We start from the raw sequence: 17,879 nt of genomic DNA, 5'->3' as shown, positions 1-17,879 counted from the left end.
AAGGAGATCACGTGCTCGACGCCGACTTCTTCCGGCGCTGGATGTTCGCGACCGCGGTGGCCGTGGACCACGAGGCGACCCGGCTCACCGAACTCGACTCGGCGATCGGTGACGCCGACCACGGCAGCAATCTGCAGCGCGGTTTCGCCGCGGTCTCGCAGGTCATCGAACAGGAGTCGCCGGACACACCGGGCGGCGTACTCACCCTCGCGGGACGGCAGTTGATCTCCAAGGTGGGCGGCGCGTCCGGTCCGCTGTACGGGACGCTGCTGCGCCGCACCGGCAAGGCGCTCGGCGACGCGGCCGAGGTGAGCGAGGCCGATCTCGCGGCGGCGCTGCGGGCCGGGGTCGACGCGGTCGCGGCGCTCGGCGGAGCCGCGCCTGGCGACAAGACCATGCTCGACGCGCTGGTGCCGGCCGTGGACGCGCTGGACGGCGGAGACTTCGCGGCGGCCCGGGCGGCCGCCGAGCACGGCGCGGAGGCGACGACACCCTTGCAGGCCCGCAAGGGACGGGCCAGCTATCTGGGGCCGCGCAGCATCGGGCACCAGGATCCCGGTGCCACGTCCTCGGCGCTGCTGATCGGCGCGCTCGCCGAGACGGCCCGAGGGGGCGCCGCGTGAGCGCCCCGGACAAGGCCGTCGGCATCGTGCTCGTCTCGCACAGTCGGGAGGTCGCCGAGTCGGTGGCCCGGCTCGCGGCCGGACTCGCCGGGGGCGGCGCCCTCGCGCCGGTCGCCGCGGCGGGCGGCACCGAGGACGGCGGGCTCGGCACCAGCTCCGAGCTGATCTCGGCGGCCGCGGCATCGGTCGACCGGGGCGCGGGCGTCGCCGTCCTGGTGGACCTCGGCAGCGCGGTGCTCACCGTGAAGTCCCTGCTCGCGGAAGGGGACGAACTCCCCGACGGGACGCGACTCGTGGACGCCCCGTTCGTGGAGGGCGCGGTCGCCGCCGTCGTCTCCGCGTCGGCCGGTGCCGATCTCGACGCGGTGGTGGCCACAGCCTCCGAGGCGTACACGTACCGCAAGGAATGAGGGGGACGGCCCCACCGCGTGCCGTGACGCGTCAGTCGGCCGTCACGAACTTCCTGGCCGCCGCCCGTCCCGCCGTCGCCGCCGCCGTGCGGCTCTCGATGGGGCGGGCGGTCGTGCCGGGGAAGAGGATGTAGGTGACCTCGTCGGCGGTGCCGCCGCGCACCGGGTCGGGATCGATGCCGAGGGCGCGGGCGGCCGCGTAGGAGGCCTCGCCGATGAGGTCGCTCGGGCCGGTGTCGCCGACGACCGCGTAGAGCACCTTGCCGCGGTGGACGAGCGCGGCGACCGTGCCGCCCCGGACGCCGGAGCGCGCGGGCTTCCAGATGCGGCTCGCGCCCGGCACGACCACGTAGGGAAGCCGCTCCGCGCTCAAGTGCAGTCCGTCGGACTGCTGGTACGCCGTCATGTTCTGGAACAGCGGATCGGTGCGGCGGTTGCAGTGGCGGCCCGGGCGGCCGTCGCAGTCGATGTCGAGGTCGGCCTTCCAGTACACGGCACCGCGCCGCCCGCACACCGGGACGGTCGCGCGGGCTCCGTCGTCGCTGCGGTAGCGGCCGTGCGAGATCTGCTTGCAGCCGCGCGCCGCGGCGAGCAGGGCGGAGGCGCTGACGTCGCCCCGCCCGGAGACGGACTGCGGGGCGGCGTCCGGTTCCTGAGGGGTGATCGGCTCGGCGGACGCCGAGGGGAGCGCGGCCGGGGCGAGGAGAGCGGCGCCGCACACGGCGGCGAGGGCCAGGGATCGAGGGTGCACGCACAAGCCTTCGGTCGGGGACGGATGCGGGACAACGGCGTAGGGCCGGCCGGGACGACCGGGGGACATACCCGTCCAATGTGGGGTGACCGCGCGGCCGCGTCCACCGCACGGGGGCCGGACGGGCGCGCACCCCTCTTGATGAGGACCCGTCACCCATGCCATACAGGTCTGTACCAATTCGGTTCCGCCGAGCGGAAGGCATCCCGTGCGACGCGTCCCCCCACGCCCGCTGCTCCCCCAAGCGGTCTGCGCCACAGCGCTGTTGACGGTCCTCTCCGGCTGTGGGCTGCTGTCGTCCGGCGACGACGCGGGCGGCCCCGCCCTGTCGGAGCCGCTCGGTGTCACCGCGCAGGCGGGCAGCGCCACCTCCGTGCACGTCATGTGGAACCGGCCGACGAGCACCGCCGACATCGAGGGCTACGAGGTCTACCGGGACAAGGTGCGGGTGAAGCGGCTGTCCGCCTCTCAGCAGATGACCGATGTCACCGGGCTGAAGCCGCGGACCCGGTACGTGTTCACCGTGCGGGCCCGCGACAAGGACGGAGAGCCGGGCCCGGCGAGCCGGCGGGTCACCGTGACGACCCCGGCCGCCGTCGCCGCGGACCGCTCCGCGCCGACACGGCCGACCGGACTGCGCGGCGAGGCGGACGGGCCTCGCTCGGTGTCGCTGTCGTGGCGGAAGGCCGACGACGACAAGGGCGTCGTGTCGTACGACGTCTACCAGGGCACGACGAAGATCCACAGCGTCCCGGGGACGGAGACCGAGGCCCTGCTGACGGGGATGCGGCCGGGCACCGCGTACACCTTCTCGGTGCGGGCGCGGGACGCCGCCGACAACACCTCCCCCGCGAGCGAACCGGTGCGGCTGACGACCGCACGGGGCGAGGGCGAGGGGACCGACACCGCGCCCGCCGACTTCCGGGCGGCCGTGCGGCGCTCCGACGGCGCCGCGTACATCGATCTGACCTGGACCGCGCCGCGCACCGGCGGGGACGTTCCGGCGTACCAGGTGTACCTCGACGGGAAGCAGGCCACCACGGTCGTGTGGGGGGACAGCGCTCCCAAGGGCGCGGCGAAGTACAGCTTCTACATAGGTGACGGCGGGGAGGCAGCCGATGTCCGGCACCGGGTGAAGATACGGGCGCAGTTGCCGGACGGGACCTGGGGCGCGTTCTCGCCGGAGCGGACGGTGACCGGTCGTCAGTAGCCGCGGCTGGGCCGGACGACGGAACGTGTCACCTGCCCGGCCCCGGTCCGCATGCGGCCGCGTCGGCAGGGACTTTGGCTGGGCGTCAGGCAGCACGGGCTTTGCCGACTCGGGCGGGGCACGGGACGTACCGCCTCCTGTGCCGCCGGAGGGCAGAGACCATGCGCATCACCTCGACCATCGCTCGCTCCGGGCTCACCGTCGCGGCCGCGGCCGCGCTGCCGCTCGCGCTGGCCGCGCCCGCGGCGCACGCCTCGGGAATCACGGTCACCACCGAGGGCTCCACGGTGACGGCCACCACCACGGCCTGCACGAACGGCGGCAACGGTTCGCTCCTGGCCGCGGGCCAGGCCGACTTCGCCCAGGGCCGGCAGATGGCGCTCACGTCGGGGAGCACCACCTGGACCGGGGTCTCCTCCGGCACGTACACGGTCGTGGTCGTGTGCTCGGACCACTCGACGGCGGGCACCCAGTCGGTGACCGTTTCGGCGAGTCCGACGATCTCGGCGACGTCCAGTCCGCTGGGCGGTGTCCGGGGCGGTCTCGGCGGGGCGTCCGAGGACTTCGGCACGCTGACGTACGCCGCGGGCGGCACCATGGTGGCCGCCGCCGTGGCCGGCGGTGTCTGGTACCTGCGGCGGCGCCGCGCCTGAGCCCACGACAGGAGGGCCGTCGTCCGGTGTGCGGACGGCGGCCCTCCTCGTTGGGTGCAGGTCAGTCGCCGAGGTCGCTCAGCGTGCGCTCCAGCCAGTGCACCCAGAACGTCTCGAGGTCGATCCCGGCCCGCAGCACCGCGTGCTGCAACCGGTCCGCCTCGGAGTTCTTCTCCGGCGGGAAGTCCCGCCGGTCGATCTCCTGGTAGGTGGCCAACTGCCGCCGGTGCAGGTCGAGATGGCGGTGGAGTTCGGCGTCGACACCGGCCGTTCCGACGACCGCCGCCGAGCGCAGGCGCAGCAGCAGCGGGTCACGCATCGGCTTGGGGTCCTGCGGCGCCGCCGTCCAGCGCGCCAGCTCGGCCCGCCCGTCCGGCAGGACCTCGTACTCCTTCTTCTGTCCGCGCGCCGGTGCCTGTGCGGGCAGGGCGCGGATCAGTCCGTCGCGCTCCAGCCTGCCCAGCTCCCGGTAGATCTGCTGATGCGTGGCCGACCAGAAGTAGCCGATGGACCGGTCGAACCTGCGGGTCAGTTCGAGGCCGGACGACGGCTTCTCCAGGAGGGCCGTGAGGATCGCGTGCGGCAGTGACATGGCGTAAGCCTAGAGGGGGTCTCTCAAACGGAGGGGTGGTCACGCGGCCGGCGGGCCCGGCCACGTGACCACCCGGTTCAGGGGGTTCGGCCAGTGGTTCAGAGGGCGGCGGCGACCTCGGTGCCCTGCTTGATGGCGCGCTTGGCGTCCAGTTCGGCGGCGACGTCGGCGCCGCCGATGAGGTGCGGGGTGCGTCCCGCGGCCACCAGGTCGTCGTACAGGGACCGCAGCGGCTCCTGGCCCGCGCACAGCACGACCGTGTCGACGGGGATCAGCGACTGTTCGCCGTCGACGGTGATGTGCAGTCCCGCGTCGTCGATCAGGTCGTAGGTGGCGCCCGCGATCATCGTGACGCCGCGGTGGCGCAGCTCGGTGCGGTGGATCCAGCCGGTGGTCTTGCCGAGGCCCGCGCCGACCTTGGAGGTCTTGCGCTGGACGAGGTGGACCTGGCGCGGCGGGGCGGGCCGCTCGGGCCGGGTGAGGCCGCCGCGGTCGGCGTAGTCCATGTCGACGCCCCACAGGCGGAAGTACGTGGCCGGGTCCTGGCTCGCCTGTTCGCCGCCGTCGGTGAGGTACTCGGCGACGTCGAAGCCGATGCCGCCCGCGCCGATGACGGCCACGCGGTCGCCGACGGGCGCTCCCCGGCGCAGCACGTCGAGATAGCCGACCACGCTCGGGTGGTCGACGCCCTCGATGACGGGGGTGCGCGGCTTGACTCCGGTGGCGACGACCACGTCGTCGTAGCCGTCGAGGTCGTCGGCGGCGACCCGGGTGCCGAGCCGGACGTCGACGCCGTGCAGGTCCAGCTGCGTACGGAAGTAGCGCAGCGTCTCGTCGAACTCCTCCTTGCCGGGGACCTTGCGGGCGACGTTGAGCTGCCCGCCGACCTCGGCGTCGGCGTCGAACAGGGTCACGTCGTGTCCGCGCTCGGCGGCCGAGACCGCGCAGGCGAGCCCGGCCGGACCCGCGCCGACGACGGCGACGCGCTTCTTCGTCCGGGTGGGGAGGAGCACGAGTTCGGTCTCGTGACAGGCGCGCGGGTTGACGAGGCAGGAGGTGATCTTGCCGCTGAAGGTGTGGTCGAGGCAGGCCTGGTTGCAGCCGATGCAGGTGTTGATGGTGTCGGAGCGGTCGGCGGCGGCCTTGTTCACGAAGTCCGGGTCGGCGAGCATCGGGCGGGCCAGCGAGACCATGTCGGCGGCGCCGTCGGCGAGCAACTCCTCGGCCAGTTCCGGGGTGTTGATGCGGTTCGTCGTGACGAGGGGGACGGACACCGATCCCATGAGCTTCTTGGTGACCCAGGTGTACGCGCCGCGCGGCACGGACGTCGCGATGGTCGGGATGCGGGCCTCGTGCCAGCCGATGCCGGTGTTGATGATGGTGGCGCCGGCCGCCTCGATCTCCTTGGCGAGCTGCACGACCTCGTCGTGGGTCGAGCCGCCGGGGACCAGGTCCAGCATGGAGAGGCGGTAGATGAGGATGAAGTCGTCGCCGACGCGCTCCCGGACCCGCTTGACGATCTCGACGGGGAAGCGGATGCGGTTCTCGTAGCTGCCGCCCCAGCGGTCGGTGCGCCGATTGGTGTGGGCGACGATGAACTCGTTGATGAGGTAGCCCTCGGAGCCCATGATCTCGACGCCGTCGTATCCGGCCGACTTGGCGAGTTCGGCGGTGCGCGCGAAGTCCTCGACGGTCTGCTCGACCTCGGCGTCACTCAGCTCGTTCGGGACGAACGGGCTGATGGGGGCCTGGATCGGGCTCGGCGCGACCAGGTCCTCGTGGTAGGCGTAGCGGCCGAAGTGCAGGATCTGCATCGCGATCCTGCCGCCCGCGGCGTGCACCGCGTCGGTGACCTCGCGGTGCTGGGCGGCCTCCGCCTCGGTGGTCAGCTTGGCGCCGCCGCCCCACGGGCGGCCCGCCTCGTTCGGGGCGATGCCGCCCGTGACCATCAGGCCGACACCGCCCCGGGCGCGGGTCGCGTAGAACTCGGCCATCCGCGCGAAGCCGTTCTCCGCCTCCTCCAGGCCCACGTGCATCGAGCCCATCAGGACGCGGTTGGGCAGGGTGGTGAAGCCCAGGTCGAGCGGGGCGAGAAGGTGGGGGTAACGGCTCATGGGGCCCTCCGTGCGCGGCGAACGTCGTGACTGTTGTAGACGACGCCGGCACGTTTATGCAACAAGTTGCAGAAGAGAGGTACGCCACGCCTCAGGGAGTCAGCAGCCGGTTCCGCAGGCTCTGGATGGTCGCGTCGTCCAGGCCGAGGCCCTTGTGGAGGTACGCGTCGAAGCTGCCGTAGATGTGGTCGACCTCGTCGAACGCGGCGCGCAGCCAGGAGAGTTCGACCGCGTCGGGGTTGCCCGTGTAGTCGTTGCTGGCGAGGAAGTCGGCCTCGACGGTGGCGCGCGGGACGCCGAGCAGGGTGAGCAGCACGGCGGTGCCCCAGCCGGTGCGGTCCTTGCCCGCGGAGCAGTGGTAGACGGTGGCGCCCGCGTTGCTGTTCACCGCGGTGAGCAGGTCCTTGAAGGCGTGGTCGGCGCCGACGAAGTTGACCATGAACGGGTAGCCGATGGACTGCCCGAGGTCGGAGGAGCCGGAGAACAGTCCGGCCGCGATCGCCTGGGCCAGGGTCATCAGGGCCGGGTCGTGGAAGCTCACCCCGTGCGCCAGGGACACCACGTCGGCGACCTGGTAGGTGACGCCCGCGGGAACCTTGTCGGGCTCGTCCTTGCGCTCGAAGTAGTTGCGCAGGTCGATGTCGCGGGTGATGCCCTGGTCGACGATGCGCTGCTGCTCGGCGGCGGTGAGGCTGCTGAGCTTGTTGCTGCGGTAGACGATGCCGTACTTGACCCAGCGGCCGTCGCCCGTGCGGTAGCCGCCGGCGTCGCGGAAGTTCTTCGCGGAGGCGATGCCGAGGGAGCGTTCGGCGACGACGTAGGCGCCGCCGGTGTCGGGGGTCAGCTCGAAGTACCAGCGCCGGTCGGCCGCGAGGGTGCCCGCGGGGACGGTGAGGGTGCCGGTGCCCGCGGCGCTGCCGAGAGGGGTGCCGGGGTCGGTCGCGTCGGGCTTGGTGTGCGCGGTGACCTGGACGTTCGCCGCCGGTGACGACCAGGAGAGCGTGTACGAGCCGTCGGCGGCGAGGCGGGCCGATGCCTGGGTGAACGGCACGGTCTGCGCTGCCGCGCGCTCCGTGATCGTCGCGGTGGGGGTGTTCGGCCCGGCGGCCAGGGCCGGGTGGGCCAGGGCGGCGGTGCCGGTGAGGACCAGGGTGGCCAGGGCGGCCGCGGTCAGGCGTCTGGGCTGCATGGTCGGGCGTCTCCTCGCGGTGGGGGCGGCGACTTCGGCAGCCATGATGTCGACGGGGGGCGCCGGTTTGAACTGGAGCGTGGATCAAAGCGGGGGCGGTGGGGTTGTGACGGGTGACAAGGGGGCCCGCGCCTGTGGCTTGTCGTTCACCTGCGGCCCGGTGGGGCTTCTCGCGCAGTTCCCCGCGCCCCTGAGGCAGGCGCTCCGCGCCGCCTCCCGATGAGATGGAGCCGCAGACGAAGCACGACGCAGCCCAGTTGTAGACTGCAACGAAACGGGTGAAAGGAGCCGTCGTGGAGCGGGAATCGGCCGTGGAGGTCATTCAGCGGGAGCTGACGTCCTTCTCGCGTCGCGCGAGGGCGACGGCGGCGCGGATCCACCCCGAGCTGTCGCTGGTGTCGTACACCCTGCTCAGCCATCTCGACGAGCGGGGCGGCTGCCGAGCCACGGACCTCGCGGCGCACTACGCGCTGGACAAGTCGACGGTCAGCCGCCAGGTCTCGGCGCTGGAACGCTCCGGCCTCGTGGTGCGACGGGTGGCCCCGGACGACCACCGGGTCCAGGTCCTGCACCCGACAGAGGCCGGCGCCGAGATCCTGCGGCAGGTGACGGTGAGCCGCCGCCGGCTCTTCGGGGACCGCCTGACGGACTGGCCGGCGGACGATCTCGCCCGGTTCGCCGACTACCTGGTGCGCTACAACGAGGCCGCGCGGGAGGACTGAAGACCCGCCGGCACCCGCGCGGTGCGGAACCGCGTGGTGCGCCGCAGCCGGAAGCCGAGCGACTCGTACAGCCGGATCGCGTTCGTGTTGGCCGCACCGGTGTGCAGGAACGGCGTCTCGCCGCGCTCCCGGATCCCGGCGGCCACGGCCCGCACCAGACGGCCCCCGAGCCCCTGCCCCCGGAACGCGGGGTCGGTGCAGACCGCGCTGATCTCGGTGAAGCCCGGCGGGTGCAGCCGCTCCCCCGCCATGGCGGCCAGCACACCGTCGCGCCGAATCCCCAGATACGTACCGAGCTCGATGGTGCGCACCTCGAACGGCCCCGGCTGGGTGCGGGCCACCAGGTCCAGCATCTCCGGCACGTCGGCCTCGGTCAGCCGCACCGCCTCCGGGTCGTGCGCCGCGTCCACGGTGTCGTCGACGAACTGCACTCCGGGAATGTCGAAGACGGCGTCCCAGCCCGCGGGCAGTTCCGCGCTCGTGCCGAGGACCGGCACGGCGCCGTCGGCGTCGGCGAACGCGGCGAGGTCCGCCCAGTCCGCGGCCGTGACGTCGTCGGGCAGGGCCACCCACGGCGTGACATCGGACGGATAGCGCAGCACCCGGCCGCTCCGCTCGGCGAAGTGCGCGTGCGGGCCGGTCAGCGCGGCGTACGCGGGATTGTCCAGCGGGTGCGTCCCGGGAACGGGAAGGGCGTCGCCCCCGTGCTCCTCGTACGTCTGCGTCATGCCGGTCCCCTTCGCGCGTGGTGAATCGTGTCCCGGCACCATCAAACCCAATGGTCGGGTCATTTCATTCCCGTGCGCGCAGGGTGTTCACGAGCCTGCAATGTGTTCATCGCGCCGTCATGCCGGTCGCACGGTCCGGCGTTGCCGGGCGGTGATCGCGCTTGGCATGCTGGCGCGATGCCGACGATGCCACTCCATGACCAGGTCGAGGCGCTGCTCGCCACCGCCGACGAGGGCACCCTGCCGATCGTCGCCGCCGGCGACCCGGTGCTGCGCCGCCCCGCCGAGCCCGTCGACGGGCAGCTCTCCGACGTCCTCCTCGCCCGGCTGGTCGAGGTGATGCGCCGCACCATGCACGCGGCGCCGGGCGTCGGGCTCGCCGCGCCGCAGATCGGGGTGGCGCTGCGGCTCGCGGTGCTGGAGGACGCCGCGACGGTGACCGAGGAGGTGCGGGCGGCCCGGGGCCGGGTGCCCCTGCCGTTCCGGGTGCTGGTCAATCCGTCGTACGAGGACGCGGGCGGGCGCCGGGTGGCGTTCTACGAGGGGTGCCTCAGCGTGCCGGGCTACCAGGCGGTGGTCGCCCGGCACGAGCGGGTGCGGCTGCGCGCCCTGGACGAGCACGGGCGCGCCGTCGACGAGGAGGTCGGCGGCTGGCCCGCGCGGATCGTGCAGCACGAGACCGACCACCTGAACGGCACGCTGTACCTGGACCGGGCCGAACTGCGCTCCCTGTCGTCCACGCAGACCCAGGAGGCGGTGGAGCGCTGGGCGCAGCCGACGCCCCGGCAAGCCGCGGCCGAGCTGGGGTTCCCGCTGCCGGAGTCCGGCTGACCGTCACTCCATGGGCGGCATCTCGCCCTGGGTCTTCGTGACGTCGATGACGGAGAACGCGCAGCCCTGCGGGTCGGCGACCGAGGCCATCCGGCCGAACGGGCTGTCCATCGGCCCGAAGTGCAGCTTGCCGCCGAGTCGCTGGACGGTGGCCACGGCGTCGTCGCAGTCCTCGACGACGAAGTACACGTTGACGTACGACGGCACGTGCTCGGGGAAGTTGTCGCCCATCTGCATCCGGCCGAGGGCGGGCGCGTCGTCGAGCATCCAGACGTGGAAGTCGACCTCCTCGTCGGCGACCTTCTTGGCGTCGTAGGGGAAGACGGAGGTGAAGAACGCGTCGGTCTTGGCGGCGTCGCGGGTGTTGACCTCGGCCCAGCAGAACGCGCCGGGTCCGTTGACCGCCTCGAAGCCCTCGTGCGTGCCGGGCTGCCAGAGGCTGAACATGACGCCCGCCGGGTCCTGGACGGTGACCATGGTGCCGAAGTCGGCGACCGGCATCGGCTCCATCATGAGGGTGCCGCCCGCGCCGGTGACCTTCCCTGCGGTGGCAGCGACGTCGGGGGCGGCGAGGTAGAGGTTCCAGGACGGCGGGACGCCCTCCGCGCCGGGCATCTGCGGCACGAGGGCGGCGACGTGCTTGCCGTCGGCGTTCTTGGCCTGCGTGTAGTTGCCGAACTCCGCGGCCCCCGGATCGTAGGTCCAGCCGAACAGCTCGCTGTAGAAGGCCTTCGCCGCCTCCAGGTCCGGATACATGGCGTCGGCCCAGATGGGCGTGCCCTCGGGACGTACGGACATGACGCGACACCCTTCCGTGGGGGTGCCGGGCGGCGATGGGCCCGGCGGCTTCGGTACCCACGCTAGGCGCGCGGGCCCGGGTCCGCTATCGGTGTGCCGGCGCCCGCGGGGGCGCGGGATCGAGGGCGGGCGCCACCACGGCGAACGCCTCGTCGAGGAGGGCCACCGGGTCCCGCGCCGCGTCGCCCGCGCTCCAGCGCTGGAGGACGACGTGGAACGCGGTGAGGGCGGCGCCCGCGGCCAGCGCCGGGTAGAGGTCGGTGGCGGGGTCGCGGCCGGTCCTGCGGGCCAGCTCCGCCGCGAGGTCGTCGCGCCAGCGGTCCTGGCGCTCCAGGAACCTGGCGAGCAGCGCCGGGGTGCGCAGGATCAGCCGGACCACGCGCAGCGCCCGCTCCGAGTCCGCGGCACAGGTGGTGACGGGCACGCGGACGGTCTGCAACAGCGCCTCGGCCGGCGTTTCGTCGGCCGGCCGGGCCGCGAGCGCGGTCCGCATGTCGTCGCCCATCCCCGCCAGGAACTGGACGACGACGTCCTCCTTGGACCTGAAGTACCGGAAGAACGTCCGCTTCGAGACCCCGGCGGACGCCACGATCTCGTCGACGGTGACAGCGTCGAAGCCTCTGATGGCGAGCAACTGCAGCGCTGCCTCGGTCAGTTCGTCGGCGACGAGCTGCCGCTTGCGCTCGGCCAGGGTCGACTCAGCTCGGGTGCTCACCCCCGCATCGTACCTGCCGTGCCTTCGATGGCACCGGAAGCACTTCTTGACACCAAGTGCCATCAACGTCAATCTGTGCCACATGACACGGGAGCGATGGACAGACGACCGGATCCCCGACCAGAGCGGCCGCACGGCCGTCGTCACGGGGGCGAACAGCGGGGTGGGGCTCGCGACCGCACGGGCGCTCGCGCGGCACGGCGCGCGGGTGGTGCTCGCGGTGCGCGACGTCGACCGGGGCCGCCGTGCCGCCGCCGGGATCACCGCCGAGTTCCCGGGCGCCCGGCTCGACGTGCACCACCTGGACCTGGCCGACCTCGACTCCGTCCGCGCGTTCGCCGACGGGATGCGGGCCGGGCGGCAGCGGCTGGACCTCCTCGTCAACAACGCCGGGGTGATGGCACCGCCGCGCACGCTCAACGGGCAGGGCCACGAGGTGCAGTTCGCGACGAACCATCTGGGGCACTTCGCGCTCACCGGGCTCCTGCTCGGGCTGCTCGACCAGGGCGACAACCCCCGGGTGGTGACGGTGAGTTCGCCCAACCACCGGCAGGGCCGGATCGACTTCCACGATCTGGACGGGGAGCGCGCGTACTCCCCCATGGGGCACTACAACCAGTCGAAACTCGCGAACGCCGTCTTCGGACTGCATCTGCACCGGCTCCTCGCGCTGACCGACAGTCCCGTGCGCAGCGTGCTCGCGCATCCCGGGTTCGTGGCGTCGAATCTGCAGAAGGGAACTCCGGTCGCGACGGCCCGGCTGCTCTACGGGCGGGTGCTCGCGCCACTCGCCCGGAAACCGGCCGACGGCGCGCTGCCCGTGCTCTACGCGGCGACCGAACCGGGCGTCCGGGGCGGCGAGTTCATCGCGCCGGGCGGCAAGGGTGAGCTGCGCGGGGCGCCGGCCCGGGTCGAAGCCGCGCCGCGCGCCACGGACGCCGCTACCGGCCGCCGCCTGTGGGAGGTGTCAGAGCGGCTGACCGGTGTGCGGTTCCCGCTCCCGGTGGCCGGGTGAACGGCCGGCGCCGGGCCCGCGTCCACTGGCGCAGGCGCTCCGCGGGCCGGGGCAGCACCACGAACGCCTCGGCCTGGAGGCAGGCCCAACCGATGCGCGGCAGGTCCCGGGCGGTGGGGTAGACGACGAACCGGGGCTGCCACTCGGGCCGGAACTTGGCGTTGAACCGGTACAGCGACTCGATCTGGAACCAGCGGGAGACGAAGACGAGCAGCGACCGCCACACTCTCAGCACCGGTCCCGCGCCGAGCCGTTCCCCGCGGGCCAGCGCGGCGCGGAAGACCGCGAAGTTGAGGGAGACGCGGCTGATGCCGAGGGCGGGCGCGTCGCGCAGGGCGGCGACGATGAGGAGTTCGTTCAGGCCGGGTTCGGCGGTGCGGTCGCGGCGCATCAGGTCGAGGGAGAGTCCGTCGTCGCCCCAGGGCACGAAGTGCAGCAGGGCGCGGACCTGTTCGTGTCCGGCCGCGTCCTTCTGGTGGGCGGTGACGACGACGCAGTCCCCGTCGGCCGGGTCGCCGAAGCGGCCGAGCGCCATGGAGAACCCGCGCTCGGTGGCGCTCCCCCGCCAGGCCGCGGCGGCCTCGCGCAACTGCTGTTTCTCGGCGTCGTCGAGGTCGCGGACACGGCGGGTGCGGCAGGAGTATCCGGCGCGTTCGATGCGGTGCACCATCTGGCGTACGTTGCGCATGGCGCGTCCGGAGAGGCTGAACGCGGAGCAGTCGACGATGGCCTCGTCGCCCAGTTCCAGCGCCCTGAGGCCCCCTTCGCGGATCCACACCTGGCCGCCGAGTTCGCTGCACCCCATGACCGCGGGCGTCCAGGCGTGCCGCTCGCAGTGGCCGAGGAACTCCTTGATGGCGCCGGGCCACGCCTCGGGGTCGCCGATCGGGTCGCCGCCGGCGAGGGCGACGCCGGACACGACCCGGTAGCCGATGGCGGCCTTGCCCGTCGGTGAGAACAGGACGGACTTGTCGCCGCGCAGCGCGAAGTAGCCGAGCGAGTCGCGCCGGCCCTCACGGTCGAGGAGGGCGCGCAGCCGGGCCGAGCCGTCCGCGGGCACGAGCCGCACCGGACGCAGCACGAGGTACGTCGTGGTGGCGCCGGTGACCAGACCGAGTGCGAGCAGCGACAGGTGCACGGCGTCGCCGACGCCCTCGGACGCGTACGTCAGCGGCCCACCGGCTCCGACGAGCCCGTACGCCACCTGCTGGACCCGGTCGCCGAACGAGATGCTGCCGCCGGCCTCGTCGCCCGCGCGCACCCCGACGATCAGCAGGCCGATGCCGAAGCTGAGGGTGCCGAGGACGAGCAGGTTGCTGAGGGCGCGGATGCGGCCGCGCGGGTCGCTGCGGGCGTGGAACTCGCCCCGGAACACGACGAGTCCGGCGCACAGCAGCGCGGAGACGGCGGCGGCGACGAACGCGTGGTGGCGCAGTCCCTGGACGACGGCGCTCGCCGCGAGCAGGGTGACGGCGGCCTCCCAGGCGCGCCGTTTGCGGCGGCGCAGGCCGCGGGCGAGCAGGACGAGGAGGAGGCCCGAGGCGAGCGCGGCGGCACGGGCGATGTCGTCGGCGAGCCCGGGGACATAGGGCGCGATGCGCTCGATGCGGGTGACGCGGACGTGCGGGAAGACGGCCGTCGCGATGTCGAGGAGCCCGATGAACAGGCACGTGTGACCGGCCACGGCGGCAGGGCGAGGTTTCACAGCCGCCGAGCGTAGGGACGCCGCACACCGGTGGAGTAAGAGCCGGTGAGGAGGAGGGTAAGAAGCCGCGCCGTGGCCAACCGGCCTGCCGCGCGTGGTCTCTTCACCGGAGGAGGCTGCGGGTTCGGCGGGGCGCCGCCCCGGGCGAGAGGAGTAGTGCGGATGGGGCTGACGAGTCGGGCGTTGCTGTACGCGGCGGTGCTGATGGCACTGGGCTGCGTGGGTCTGACGGTGTGGCTGTGGCCCCGGCTCGCGAGCCGGGGACCGCTGCCCGTGCTCGGCAGGCTGGGGGCGATCGTGGTGACGCAGTGCGCCGTGCTCGTGGCGTGCGCGGTGGCGGTGAACGGCGAGTTCGAGTTCTACGGCACCTGGGACGAACTGCTCGGCCATGTGTCGACGGCGCCCGCGCACATCGCCGAACTCGGCACCGGAAGCGGCGTCTACGCCGGGCACACCGCGCTGGTGCAGCCCGCCGGTCCGCAGGGCCTGGACCGCGTGAAGGGGCTGCCCGTGGGGCCGCCCGCGAAGGTGGGGCGGGTGGAGTCGGTGCGCATCATCGGGCGGCGCACCCGCGCGATCGATCCGGCGTTCGTGTATCTGCCGCCGCAGTACTTCCAGCGCCAGTTCCACCGGCAGCGCTTCCCGGTGATCGTGGCGATCAGCGGCTATCCGGGCGGCATCATGAACCTGGCCTCGTTCCTCCATGTGCCGCAGACCGCCGGGCAGTTGGAGCGCGCCAACCGGCTCCAGCCGACGGTGATCGTGATGGTGCGGCCGACGATCGCGCCGCCCCGGGACACCGAGTGCGTGGACGTGCCGGGCGGCCCGCAGGCGGAGACGTTCTTCACCGAGGACCTGCCCGAGGCGGTCAAGGCGGCGTACCGGGTGGGGCACGACCCGAGCGCCTGGGGTGCGCTCGGCTATTCGTCGGGCGGAAGCTGTGCCCTGCAGCTCGCGCTGCGGAACCCGAAGGTCTACACGTCGGCCGCCACGCTGTCCGGCGACTACAAGGTCGGCGACGATCTGACGACGGGCAGCCTGTTCGGTTCGGGACCGCTCGCCGCGCGCCGCAGGGAAGGGCACGATCTGATCTGGCGGCTGCGCCATCTGCCGGTGCCGCGCGTGTCGGTCCTGGTGGCCAGCAGCCGGCAGGGCGAGCGGGACTACGGGCCCACGCTGCAGTTCCTCAAGGCGGTCCGGGCGCCGATGACGTCGGCCCGGATCATCCTGCCGCGCGGCAGCCATCACTTCACGACCTGGGTGCGGGAGATCGGGCCCGCGTTGCAGTGGATGGGACAACAGCTGACGTTCCCGCAGGACACGGCGCCGGCACCGCGCCCACCACGCAGGACGGCGCAGGCCGCGGCACCGACCCGGGTGCGGTGACGCCGACTAGCCGAGATCGGCGAGCAGCCCGTCGAGTGCCTTCTTCAGGGCGTCGGCGTTGTCGTCGTCGAACCACGTGGTGCGGATGCGTTCGTTGTTGCCCTTCGGGGTCTCGTGGTCGGCGGCGAGCCTGCGCAGGTCCCGGCTGTCGTCGCCCAGGGCGCGGCCGAGGCCCTGGAACAGTCCGCGCACATAACGCTCGGCGTCGCCGGCGGGGACGTCGTGCTCCGCCGCCCAGGCAGTGAGCGTGGTGAGGTAGGCGAGGTGGGTGGTGAGCGTCCCCGTCAGCGCGGAGAAGACGTCGAAGGCGGCCTCGTCCGCGACGGGAAGAGCACCGCCGAGATGCTCGAAGAGGGCGTCCACCTCAGGATGCGAGGGGTACGTCACGGTCACGGACCGGCGTTCGCGAACGGTCGGCAACGGGATCACCCTGATCACCGGAGCGCCGGTGCCGAGGAGCCGGCGCAGCGCGTCGGTGCGGACGCCCGCCATGGCGTTGACCACGACCTTGTCGTCGGCCACGCGCAGCCCGGCGAGGGCCGCGTCCTGGTCGGCCCGGCGCACGGCGACGATCACGAGGTCGGCGCGGTCCACGACCTCCTGGTTGTCGGCGCAGACGCGCACGGACGGGTACCGCTCGGCGAGTTCGGCGACGGTACGGGCGCTCCTCGGCGACAGGAACACCTCCGGCGCCGCGCCCCTCCCACCGCACACCCCCTCCACGAGGGCCCGCCCCAGCTCGCCCACCCCGATGACACCGATCCTGCGCACCGCGTCTCCCGTCGTCCGACTCCGCTCCACCCGCCCTGTCCTGCCCCGCAACCGCTCCGCCTACGCTCGGTGGTCATGACCCTGACCCGGCGCCTCACCTCCCGCGTCCTCCTGCTCGACGACCGCGACCGCCTGCTGTTGCTGTGCGGACGCGATCCGCGGCGGACGGGGGCCCGTTGGTGGTTCACCGTGGGCGGGGGCGTGGAGGAGGGCGAGAGCCATCCGGCGGCGGCCGTGCGCGAGATCCGTGAGGAGACGGGGCTGTCGCTGCCCGACACCCGGCTCGGCCCCCTCGTCTGGACGCGGCACACCGTCTTCCATGTGGACGGGCGCGGGTTCGACCAGCACGAGGAGTACCGCGTCGTGCGTGTCACGGCCGACGAGCGGGCCCGGATGGAGATCGATCCGGCCGAGGCCCGTTACGGTCATCACTGGTGGTCCGTGCCGGAACTCGCCGTCACGAAGGAGTCCGTGCGTCCGCATCGCATGGCCGAACTCCTGCCGGACCTGTTCGCCCCCACCCCTCCGGACCGAACGCCGTTGCATCTCGGCCACGTCGTCGAGGTGGCCGGACCGGAGGGGTGCTGATCCGGGGCGGGGGACGCCCCCGTCAGCCCGCGACGCGGACGCCGAACTGGAAGCTGCCGATCGTGCTCATCGACTCGTAGCGGACGACGGTTCCCGGGTAGGGGGCATGGATCACCTGGCCGTTGCCCGCGTAGATGCCGACGTGCTCGGTGTTGTTGAAGAAGACGAGGTCACCGGGCTTGAGCTGGCTCATGCCGATGTGGGGTCCCTCGTTGACCTGGGTGTAGGTGACGCGGGAGATCTGGACGCCGGCCTGCGCGTACGCCCACTGGGTCAGGCCCGAGCAGTCGTAGGAGTTGGGTCCTGTGCCGCCGCGGAGGTAGGGCTTGCCGAGTTGGCTGGCCGCGGCGTTCAGGGCGGCGGCGCCGAACTTGGAGGCAGCCACCTCGTTGCCGAGGTCGACGCGGCTCGCGGAGGAGCGGCTGGCGCGGGTCTCGGCGTCGGCCATCTCCTGGCGCTCGGCGGCGGTCAGGGAGTTGAGCAGCTTCTGCGCCTCGCTCAGCTTGCCCTGGATCTCCCGCTTCTTCTTGCCGAGTTCGGTGCGGGTGTCGGCGAGGTCCTTGAGTTTCTCGGCGGCCTCGGCGCGCTCCTGGGCGAGCGTGCGCTGCTTCGCCTGGACCTTCTTCAGTGACTCCAGCTGCTGCTCGGAGAGCGAGTCGAGGGTGGACGCCTTGTCGAGGTAGTCGTCCGGGTCGGCGGAGAGGAAGAGCTGGACCGAGGCGTCGATGCCGCCGGAGCGGTACTGCTCACTGGCCATCGCGCCGAGACCGGTGCGCAGTTCGTTCAGCTCGCTCTGCTCGCGGGCGACCTTGTCCTGGAGCCGGTCGATCTGCTTCTGCAGCTTCTCCTGGTTCTCCTTGGCCCCGTCGTACTGGTTGGTGGCCCGCTCGGCCTCTTCGTAGAGCTTGTCGACCTTGGCCTTGACCTCGCTCTTCGTGGGCTTCGGGGCCGCGTTGGCGGCCTGGGAGGTCAGGGCGACGGCAGCGGCGGCGGTCGCGGTGAGCACGGTCACACGGGTGCGGCTCGGCTGCTTGGGTCGACGGTGGGACGCCACGAAGGCGAGCTCCTTCTTCCGGCC

19 protein-coding genes are annotated in these 17,879 nt (G+C 72.8%); 9 read left to right on the top strand and 10 right to left on the bottom strand.

Features of this window, described 5'->3' with window-relative positions:
• Positions 1–11: 11 nt before the first annotated feature.
• Together dhaL and K377_RS29530 are read left to right on the top strand one after the other, a co-directional pair.
• A complete protein-coding gene (gene dhaL, locus K377_RS29535; RefSeq protein ID WP_111666615.1) occupies positions 12–623 on the top strand; it encodes a dihydroxyacetone kinase subunit DhaL in 612 nt (203 codons plus the stop codon).
• A complete protein-coding gene (locus K377_RS29530; protein WP_111666614.1) occupies positions 620–1,033 on the top strand; it encodes a PTS-dependent dihydroxyacetone kinase phosphotransferase subunit DhaM in 414 nt (137 codons plus the stop codon). Before dhaL ends, K377_RS29530 begins: the two co-directional genes overlap by 4 nt.
• A gap of 31 nt (positions 1,034–1,064) precedes the next feature.
• Here the strand turns inward: K377_RS29530 and K377_RS29525 are convergent, their stop codons facing one another.
• On the bottom strand, positions 1,065–1,784 hold the full coding sequence (locus tag K377_RS29525; RefSeq protein ID WP_111666613.1) for a glycoside hydrolase family 75 protein: 720 nt from the start codon (positions 1,782–1,784) through the stop codon (positions 1,065–1,067).
• A gap of 208 nt (positions 1,785–1,992) precedes the next feature.
• Between K377_RS29525 and K377_RS29520 the strand changes: the two genes are divergently transcribed.
• Together K377_RS29520 and K377_RS29515 are read left to right on the top strand one after the other, a co-directional pair.
• Entirely contained in the window at positions 1,993–2,994 is a 1,002-nt protein-coding gene (locus tag K377_RS29520; protein WP_258395161.1) for a fibronectin type III domain-containing protein, read from the top strand.
• Positions 2,995–3,155: 161 nt separating this feature from the next.
• On the top strand, positions 3,156–3,647 hold the full coding sequence (locus tag K377_RS29515) for a hypothetical protein (RefSeq protein WP_111666612.1): 492 nt from the start codon (positions 3,156–3,158) through the stop codon (positions 3,645–3,647).
• 61 nt (positions 3,648–3,708) lie between these two features.
• Here the strand turns inward: K377_RS29515 and K377_RS29510 are convergent, their stop codons facing one another.
• The 3 genes from K377_RS29510 to K377_RS29500 form a co-directional block, all read right to left on the bottom strand.
• The gene (locus tag K377_RS29510) at positions 3,709–4,239 is read right to left on the bottom strand and encodes a PadR family transcriptional regulator (RefSeq protein WP_111666611.1); all 531 of its coding nucleotides are present in this window, start codon (positions 4,237–4,239) and stop codon (positions 3,709–3,711) included.
• A 98-nt stretch (positions 4,240–4,337) separates the two neighbouring features.
• On the bottom strand, positions 4,338–6,353 hold the full coding sequence (locus tag K377_RS29505; protein ID WP_111666610.1) for an NADPH-dependent 2,4-dienoyl-CoA reductase: 2,016 nt from the start codon (positions 6,351–6,353) through the stop codon (positions 4,338–4,340).
• A 91-nt stretch (positions 6,354–6,444) separates the two neighbouring features.
• Positions 6,445–7,542 carry a tyrosine-protein phosphatase gene (locus K377_RS29500; RefSeq protein WP_111666609.1) on the bottom strand — a complete coding sequence of 366 codons (1,098 nt, stop codon included), beginning with the start codon at positions 7,540–7,542 and terminating at the stop codon, positions 6,445–6,447.
• Positions 7,543–7,835: 293 nt separating this feature from the next.
• On the opposite strand from K377_RS29500, the gene K377_RS29490 reads away from it, so the two are divergent.
• Positions 7,836–8,264 (top strand): MarR family winged helix-turn-helix transcriptional regulator, encoded by a 429-nt coding sequence (locus K377_RS29490; protein ID WP_181512672.1) that lies wholly within the window; start codon positions 7,836–7,838, stop codon positions 8,262–8,264.
• Here K377_RS29490 and K377_RS29485 read toward each other — a convergent pair.
• Positions 8,237–8,992, bottom strand: a complete 756-nt coding sequence (locus tag K377_RS29485) for a GNAT family N-acetyltransferase (RefSeq protein ID WP_111666606.1) — start codon at positions 8,990–8,992, stop codon at positions 8,237–8,239. The two genes, K377_RS29490 and K377_RS29485, sit on opposite strands and share 28 nt — an antisense overlap.
• 177 nt (positions 8,993–9,169) lie before the next feature.
• Here K377_RS29485 and def point away from each other — a divergent pair, with 177 nt between their 5' ends.
• The gene (def, locus tag K377_RS29480) at positions 9,170–9,823 is read left to right on the top strand and encodes a peptide deformylase (RefSeq protein ID WP_111666605.1); all 654 of its coding nucleotides are present in this window, start codon (positions 9,170–9,172) and stop codon (positions 9,821–9,823) included.
• 3 nt (positions 9,824–9,826) lie between these two features.
• Here the strand turns inward: def and K377_RS29475 are convergent, their stop codons facing one another.
• Entirely contained in the window at positions 9,827–10,621 is a 795-nt protein-coding gene (locus K377_RS29475; RefSeq protein ID WP_111666604.1) for a VOC family protein, read from the bottom strand.
• A gap of 85 nt (positions 10,622–10,706) precedes the next feature.
• The gene (locus K377_RS29470; protein WP_111666603.1) at positions 10,707–11,336 is read right to left on the bottom strand and encodes a TetR family transcriptional regulator; all 630 of its coding nucleotides are present in this window, start codon (positions 11,334–11,336) and stop codon (positions 10,707–10,709) included.
• Between the two features lie 82 nt (positions 11,337–11,418).
• On the opposite strand from K377_RS29470, the gene K377_RS29465 reads away from it, so the two are divergent.
• Positions 11,419–12,351 carry an oxidoreductase gene (locus tag K377_RS29465; RefSeq protein WP_111666602.1) on the top strand — a complete coding sequence of 311 codons (933 nt, stop codon included), beginning with the start codon at positions 11,419–11,421 and terminating at the stop codon, positions 12,349–12,351.
• Here the strand turns inward: K377_RS29465 and K377_RS29460 are convergent.
• A complete protein-coding gene (locus K377_RS29460; protein ID WP_111666601.1) occupies positions 12,278–14,056 on the bottom strand; it encodes a phosphatidylglycerol lysyltransferase domain-containing protein in 1,779 nt (592 codons plus the stop codon). The genes K377_RS29465 and K377_RS29460 overlap by 74 nt on opposite strands.
• Positions 14,057–14,218: 162 nt before the next feature.
• On the opposite strand from K377_RS29460, the gene K377_RS29455 reads away from it, so the two are divergent.
• Complete coding sequence (locus tag K377_RS29455) at positions 14,219–15,442, top strand: esterase family protein (protein ID WP_111666600.1); 1,224 nt, start codon at positions 14,219–14,221, stop codon at positions 15,440–15,442.
• Positions 15,443–15,448: 6 nt separating this feature from the next.
• On the opposite strand, the gene K377_RS29450 is transcribed toward K377_RS29455, so the two are convergent.
• Positions 15,449–16,213 (bottom strand): NAD(P)-binding domain-containing protein, encoded by a 765-nt coding sequence (locus K377_RS29450; protein ID WP_111666599.1) that lies wholly within the window; start codon positions 16,211–16,213, stop codon positions 15,449–15,451.
• Positions 16,214–16,288: 75 nt separating this feature from the next.
• Between K377_RS29450 and K377_RS29445 the strand changes: the two genes are divergently transcribed.
• Positions 16,289–16,801 (top strand): NUDIX hydrolase, encoded by a 513-nt coding sequence (locus tag K377_RS29445; protein WP_111666598.1) that lies wholly within the window; start codon positions 16,289–16,291, stop codon positions 16,799–16,801.
• 22 nt (positions 16,802–16,823) lie between these two features.
• Here K377_RS29445 and K377_RS29440 read toward each other — a convergent pair whose 3' ends face one another.
• Positions 16,824–17,855 (bottom strand): C40 family peptidase, encoded by a 1,032-nt coding sequence (locus K377_RS29440; RefSeq protein ID WP_111666700.1) that lies wholly within the window; start codon positions 17,853–17,855, stop codon positions 16,824–16,826.
• Positions 17,856–17,879: the final 24 nt, after the last annotated feature.

Origin of the sequence: Streptomyces sp. PsTaAH-137 (assembly GCF_003259365.1) — a bacterium.
In the GTDB taxonomy this organism is placed as follows: domain Bacteria; phylum Actinomycetota; class Actinomycetes; order Streptomycetales; family Streptomycetaceae; genus Streptomyces.
The sequence above is the reverse complement of the archived record's forward strand: the minus strand, read 5'-3'. Positions and strand labels throughout refer to the sequence as shown.

Coding starts and splice junctions, on each gene's coding strand:
- K377_RS29515 (WP_111666612.1), top strand. CDS start 3,156: ATGCGCATCACCTCGACCATCGCTCGCTCCGGGCTCACCGTCGCGGCC.
- K377_RS29510 (WP_111666611.1), bottom strand. CDS start 4,239: ATGTCACTGCCGCACGCGATCCTCACGGCCCTCCTGGAGAAGCCGTCG.
- K377_RS29505 (WP_111666610.1), bottom strand. CDS start 6,353: ATGAGCCGTTACCCCCACCTTCTCGCCCCGCTCGACCTGGGCTTCACC.
- K377_RS29500 (WP_111666609.1), bottom strand. CDS start 7,542: ATGCAGCCCAGACGCCTGACCGCGGCCGCCCTGGCCACCCTGGTCCTC.
- K377_RS29485 (WP_111666606.1), bottom strand. CDS start 8,992: ATGACGCAGACGTACGAGGAGCACGGGGGCGACGCCCTTCCCGTTCCC.
- def (WP_111666605.1), top strand. CDS start 9,170: ATGCCGACGATGCCACTCCATGACCAGGTCGAGGCGCTGCTCGCCACC.
- K377_RS29475 (WP_111666604.1), bottom strand. CDS start 10,621: ATGTCCGTACGTCCCGAGGGCACGCCCATCTGGGCCGACGCCATGTAT.
- K377_RS29465 (WP_111666602.1), top strand. CDS start 11,419: ATGACACGGGAGCGATGGACAGACGACCGGATCCCCGACCAGAGCGGC.
- K377_RS29455 (WP_111666600.1), top strand. CDS start 14,219: ATGGGGCTGACGAGTCGGGCGTTGCTGTACGCGGCGGTGCTGATGGCA.
- K377_RS29445 (WP_111666598.1), top strand. CDS start 16,289: ATGACCCTGACCCGGCGCCTCACCTCCCGCGTCCTCCTGCTCGACGAC.